The organism is Roseisolibacter sp. H3M3-2 (genome assembly GCF_029211165.1).
Taxonomy (GTDB): Bacteria; Gemmatimonadota; Gemmatimonadetes; order Gemmatimonadales; family Gemmatimonadaceae; genus Roseisolibacter.
On sequence record NZ_JARGEK010000342.1, the window covers coordinates 1 to 5,193 of the forward strand.

The window sequence follows — 5,193 nt, forward strand, 5'->3', positions numbered from 1 at the left end:
CCGCGGACCCCGAACGGCTCGCGGCCGCGCTGCGCGCGCCGCGCCACCGCGGCCGCCTGGTCGCCCCCGCCGCCGCCCCGCTCCCCGACGGGGTGACGGAGCTGGCGCGCGACGACGCGCACTGGGTCGCCGAGCGTGACGCGGTCGTGGCGAGCGACGTCGTCCCGCTGCGGCGCGCCTGACCCGCCGCCCGGGCTACTCCTCGGCGTACATCGCGTCGATGACGTCGCGGTACGACTCGTCGACCACCTTGCGCTTGACGCTCAGCTTCGGCGTCAGCTCGCCGCGCTCGATCGAGAAGTCGTGCTCCAGCAGCGCGATCTTCTTCGGCATCTCGAACGACGCCAGCCCGTCCAGCTTCGCGCGCACCTCCTGGTCCATCTTCGCGCGCACCTCGGGGCGGTCCATCAGCTCGCGGCGCGACGTCCACGTCAGCTTCGCCTCGTCGCGCGACCACTTCTCGACGGCCTCCCAGTTCGGGACCACGAGGAGCGACGGGAAGCGGCGCTTGTCGCCGATCATCACGCACTGCGAGACGTACTTGCACGTCTTGACCGCGTTCTCGATCGGCTGCGGGGCGATGTTCTTCCCGCCGGCGGTCACGATGATGTCCTTCTTGCGGTCGGTGATGCGGAGGAAGCCGTCCTCCAGCCGCCCGATGTCGCCGGTGTGGAACCACCCGTCGGCGTCGATCGCCTCGGCCGTCGCCTCGGGCTTGTTGAAGTAGCCCTTCATGATGTTCGGGCCGCGCGCCAGGATCTCGCCGTCGGGCGCGATCTTGACCTCGACGCCGGCGATCGGGCGGCCGACGGTGCCGATGCGGAAGTGCGCGGGGGTGTTCACCGCGATCACCGGCGACGTCTCGGTGAGCCCGTACCCCTCGAGGATCACGATCCCCGCGGCGTAGAAGAACTTGTTGATCTCGGGCGCCAGCGGCGCCCCCCCCGACACGAAGTAGCGGAGCCGCCCGCCGGTGCGCTCCTTCAGCTTCGAGAAGACGAGCTTCTGCGCGACGCCGTACTGCCAGGCGAGCATCCCGCCGGGCTCGCGCCCCGCCAGCTTCTCGTTCGCCCACCGGTCGGCGACGCCGAGCGCCCAGAAGAAGATCTTCTTCTTGAGCCCCCCGCCGGCGACGGCGTTCTCGAACACGCGGGCGTACATCTTCTCGTACAGCCGCGGCACGCCCATCGCGAACGTCGGCTTCACCTCCTGCAGCGACTGCGCGACGTCGTCGATCGACGTGACGTAGGCGATGCAGGTGCCGCACGACCAGTACATGTAGTCCCCCTCGCGCTCGAACACGTGCGAGAGCGGGAGGAAGCTGAGCGCCACGTCGTCGCGGCCGAAGCCGACGCTCGTGCGCGCCGCCATCACGTTCGAGTGGAAGTTGTCGTGCGTCAGCATGACGCCCTTGGGCGTCCCGGTCGTCCCCGACGTGTAGATCAGCGTCGCCAGGTCGTCGGGGCGCACCGCCAGCGCCTCCTGCTGCCACCGCGCGTTCCGCTCGGCGCTCTCGGCGGCGGCGCCGCGCTGCTCCAGCTCGGCCAGCGTGAGGTCGCACCCGTCGGCCGCGCCGGCGTCGATCCCGATCACGTGGCGCACGCCGGCGCACCCCGGGCGGATCGCGCGGATCTTGGCCGCCTGCGCCGGCGTCGACACGAACACCACCGCGGCGCCCGAGTCGTTCAGCAGGTGCGGGATCTGCTCGCCGGGGAGCGTCGGGTAGATCGGGACGCTGGCCGCGCCGATGGTCAGGCAGCCGTAGTCCGCCATCGCCCACTCGGGGCGGTTCTCGCACAGGATGGCGACGCGGTCGCCGCGCGCCACGCCGAGCTCCTGCAGCCCGAGCGCGATCCGGCGCACGCGCTCCAGCACCGCGCGGTGCGGGATCGGCGTCCAGACGCCGCCCACCTTGTGGAGCATCGCGTCCGGCTTGTCGTACTCGCGGACCGCGTCGAAGAAGAGCTGCGTCAGCGTGCCCGGCGCGGGGCGCGGGCCGCCGTGGGCGAACTGGACCTCCGCCGCGGCCCCCGGGGACGCGGGCCGGGTCTCCTGTGCGAGCATCGCCGCCTCCGGATGCGTGGAGCGTGCGTGTGGGGGGACGCGCGGGGCGCGTACCGCGGAAGCTAGACCTCGGACCGCGGGCTCGACAGGTCCGCGGCCGCCCCCCTCAGGGGCAGGAAGCCTGCCCGGCGCGCGGGACGCGCGTCAGCCGGACGCGGAACCGGACCGCCGTGTCCACCGGCGCCCCGCGGTAGAACGCCTGCGCCTCGACGACCACCGAGTCGCCGGGGACGCTCGTCGGCGTCAGCAGGGGGCCGACCACGCGCAGCGCGGTCGTCGTCTGCCCCGAGACGTTGGTGGTGTCGAAGCGCAGCGGGCGGTCGACGCGGCCGTTCGTCAGGTACAGCGCCGGCCGCACGTCGCCGTACGGCACGGTGCCGGTCGGGATCTGCGCCGGGGCGACGATCCGGTACTCCACCAGGTAGCTCGGCACCGGCACGCTGTCGGTCGCGGCGCTCCCGCTGTCGCCGTAGAGCCGCACGCCGAGCGGCGGCGACGCCGTGCCGAACTGCAGCGTGTCCACGAGCAGCGCGCGCGACGAGTCGATGCAGAGGTACGGCAGCGCGACCGACGCCGGGCCGACGCGCGACAGGCGCGTGGGCTTCCGCACGATCGCGATGGTGTCGAGCGCCTGCAGCTGGCGCCCGAACGACGCGCTGATCCGCGCCGCCGCCGTCCGCGGCAGCGTGTCGGCGCGCACCAGCCCCGTCACCGAGTCCACGCGCAGCGCCCGCCCCCCGCCGGCGGTGTCGCCCGCGGTCGGGAGGTACGCGAACACGAAGGTCGCCCCCGTTACGGTGTCGCCGCTCTCGCCGAACGCGACGGCGCGCAGCCGCTGCACCCGCCCCGTCGAGTCGCGCAGCGTGTCGCCGGCCACGATCGACGGCGGCAGCGGCTCGAAGCGGATCGACAGCACCCCCTGCTCGGCGGTGGTGATCTCGACGCACGCCGCCGCGCCCAGCGCCGCCCCCGCGAGCGCGCCGAGGCGGCGCGCCGCGTCCCGCCGCCCGCTCACCGGAAGCGCTCCGCCAGCAGCGTCGCCAGGTTGACGTAGGCCTGGCTCGACGGGTCGGCCGGGTCGCGCAGCACCACGGGCTGGCCGGCCGCGAAGGCGTCGGCGGTGGCGGCGGTGCGCGGCACCACGATGTCGAACACCATGTGCTGCGGCAGGTGGCGCCGCACGTACTGCGCGGTGCGCTCGGCGGCCGGGTTCCCCGACTCGAACATCGTCAGCAGGATCCCGTCGAGCGTCAGCTCGTCGTTGACGCGCACCACGTCCTGGATGCCGCGCAGGATCTGCGGCGTCGTCTGCAGCGCCAGCGGCTCCGCCTGCAGCGGGACCAGCACATGCTGGCTGGCCTCCAGCACTCGGCGCGTGATCGGGCCGAGCCCGGGCGGCGTGTCGACGACGACGACGTGGCAGCGCTCGCGCGCCGTGTGCAGCAGGTCCTTGAGCAGCCCCGTCTCGGCGACCAGGTGCTGGTAGCGCGCGTGCTCCGCCTCGTCGCTCACCGTGCCGGCGAGGATGACGCGCAGCCATGGGAGGGAGGTGGGGAGGATCACCTCGCGCAGCTCGCGCTCGCCGCTCAGGTAGTCGGCGAACCCCCACGACTCGTGGCCGCGCCGCAGCCCGACGCCGTAGCGCACGGAGCCCTGCGGGTCGGTGTCGACGAGGAGCGTCTTGAGCCCGCGGCGGGCGAACGCGGCGGCCAGGTTCACCGCCGTGGTCGTCTTCCCGACTCCCCCCTTCTGGCTGACGATGGCGAGGACGTGTCCCACGCGCGGCCCGTCCGTCAACCCGCGCCGGGCGCGGCCGGGCCGGCGGCCTCGGGCGGCCACGGCTCGGAGGCGCTGGCGGGCGAGGGGCCGGCCGTCCCGTCGACGGGCGCGCCGTCGCCGGCGGGGTTCCGCATCGCCTCCAGCGTCTGCCGCGCGTGGCGCACCCAGCGCTCGGCGTCGGGCGAGTGCGGCGGGCGCGCCAGGAACGCCTCCAGGTGCTCGGCGGCCCCCTCGTTCTCGCCGCGCTTGAGCAGCAGGAATGCGAGCCCGTAGTGCGCGCCGCCGAGCCCCGGGTCGAGCTCCAGCGCGCGGCGGTAGCAGCGGATCGCCTCCTCCAGCTGCCCGAGGCGGCTGTAGGCGATGGCCATGTTCTGCAGCACCCGCTGGTCGTTCGGCCGGTCGCGCAGCGCGAGCCGGTACGACGTCAGCGCCGCGTCGTAGTCCCCCTGACGCTCCAGGGCGAGCGCCTCGCTCAGGTAGTCGACGCGGCCGGCCTTGGCGTCGCTCTCGGACTTGCCGCCGGTCAGGCGGCTCCACCAGGACATGCGATCGGGGCGGGGCGGGGGCTGGGCCGGCCGGCGCCGGGGCGCTGGCGGGGAGGGGCAAGCTAGCCCGCCGGCGGAGGCGCTACAAGCCGCGCGGCGGCACCCCCGCGCTGGCGGGGGGCGGCGTCGCGGCTAGAATCCTGCGCAGTCGCGCGCCGCCGCCCGCCGGACCACACTCCGCCGCCCACGCCCATGTCCCCGCGCCGCTACGCGCTCGACCCCGCCAAGGGGCTGCTCGTCGTCGAGTGGCCCCTCTTCGGCGAGCTGTCGCGCGCGCTCGCCCTCAAGGTCGCGCGCGCCTACGACCCGGAGCTCGTCGTGGGCGTCGCGACCGCGGGCGTCGTCCCCGGCGCCGTCATCGCCGCGATCCTCGACCGCCCGTTCGCCGCCATCACGGTGAGCCGCCGCTACCGCGCCGAGACGGTCCGCGAGACGCCGGCCGTCATCGGCGCTGCGCCGCAGGAGGTGCGCGGCCGGCGCGTGCTGATCGTCGACGAGACGTGCGACTCGGGCGACACGCTGCGCCTCGCGCGCCACGCCGTCGTCAACGCCGGCGCCCACACCGTGCGCACCGCCGTCGGCTTCCGGACGGGCAGCTACGAGCCCGACTTCCACGCCCTCGCCACCGAGAGCGGGATCGTGCTCCCGTGGGACCGCGAGGTGCTGGTCGACGGGGAGCTTGTCCCCAACCCCACCTACGAGGGAAGGATCTGACTTTCCTACGACCTGCGACCTGCGACGTCGAGGCGTTCGCAGGTCGCAGGTCGCAGGTCGCAGGTCGCAGGTCGCAGGTCGCAGGTCGCAG

At 74.4% G+C, this 5,193-nt stretch carries 6 protein-coding genes; 2 read left to right on the plus strand and 4 right to left on the minus strand.

All coding sequences use genetic code 11. The features are described 5' to 3' along the window. Positions 1–182: hypothetical protein (locus tag PYV61_RS20555; RefSeq protein ID WP_275835131.1), on the plus strand; the 182-nt coding region annotated here is incomplete at its 5' end. A gap of 13 nt (positions 183–195) precedes the next feature. Here PYV61_RS20555 and PYV61_RS20560 read toward each other — a convergent pair. From PYV61_RS20560 to PYV61_RS20575, 4 genes are all read right to left on the minus strand, one after another. Next, positions 196–2,064, minus strand: coding sequence for a long-chain fatty acid--CoA ligase (locus tag PYV61_RS20560; protein WP_275835133.1), 1,869 nt, complete (start codon positions 2,062–2,064; stop codon positions 196–198). Between the two features lie 106 nt (positions 2,065–2,170). Next, complete coding sequence (locus PYV61_RS20565) at positions 2,171–3,079, minus strand: hypothetical protein (RefSeq protein ID WP_275835135.1); 909 nt, start codon at positions 3,077–3,079, stop codon at positions 2,171–2,173. Further along, positions 3,076–3,843 carry a ParA family protein gene (locus PYV61_RS20570; RefSeq protein WP_275835137.1) on the minus strand — a complete coding sequence of 256 codons (768 nt, stop codon included), beginning with the start codon at positions 3,841–3,843 and terminating at the stop codon, positions 3,076–3,078. The genes PYV61_RS20565 and PYV61_RS20570 overlap by 4 nt, the downstream gene beginning before the upstream one ends. A gap of 14 nt (positions 3,844–3,857) precedes the next feature. Next, on the minus strand, positions 3,858–4,388 hold the full coding sequence (locus PYV61_RS20575) for a tetratricopeptide repeat protein (RefSeq protein ID WP_275835139.1): 531 nt from the start codon (positions 4,386–4,388) through the stop codon (positions 3,858–3,860). A gap of 192 nt (positions 4,389–4,580) precedes the next feature. Between PYV61_RS20575 and PYV61_RS20580 the strand changes: the two genes are divergently transcribed. Beyond that, the gene (locus PYV61_RS20580; RefSeq protein WP_275835141.1) at positions 4,581–5,102 is read left to right on the plus strand and encodes a phosphoribosyltransferase; all 522 of its coding nucleotides are present in this window, start codon (positions 4,581–4,583) and stop codon (positions 5,100–5,102) included. Positions 5,103–5,193: the final 91 nt, after the last annotated feature.

Bases quoted from the DNA above. Each gene is read 5' to 3' on its own strand.
- PYV61_RS20560 (WP_275835133.1), bottom strand. From the start codon at position 2,064: ATGCTCGCACAGGAGACCCGGCCCGCGTCCCCGGGGGCCGCGGCGGAG.
- PYV61_RS20575 (WP_275835139.1), bottom strand. From the start codon at position 4,388: ATGTCCTGGTGGAGCCGCCTGACCGGCGGCAAGTCCGAGAGCGACGCC.
- PYV61_RS20580 (WP_275835141.1), top strand. From the start codon at position 4,581: ATGTCCCCGCGCCGCTACGCGCTCGACCCCGCCAAGGGGCTGCTCGTC.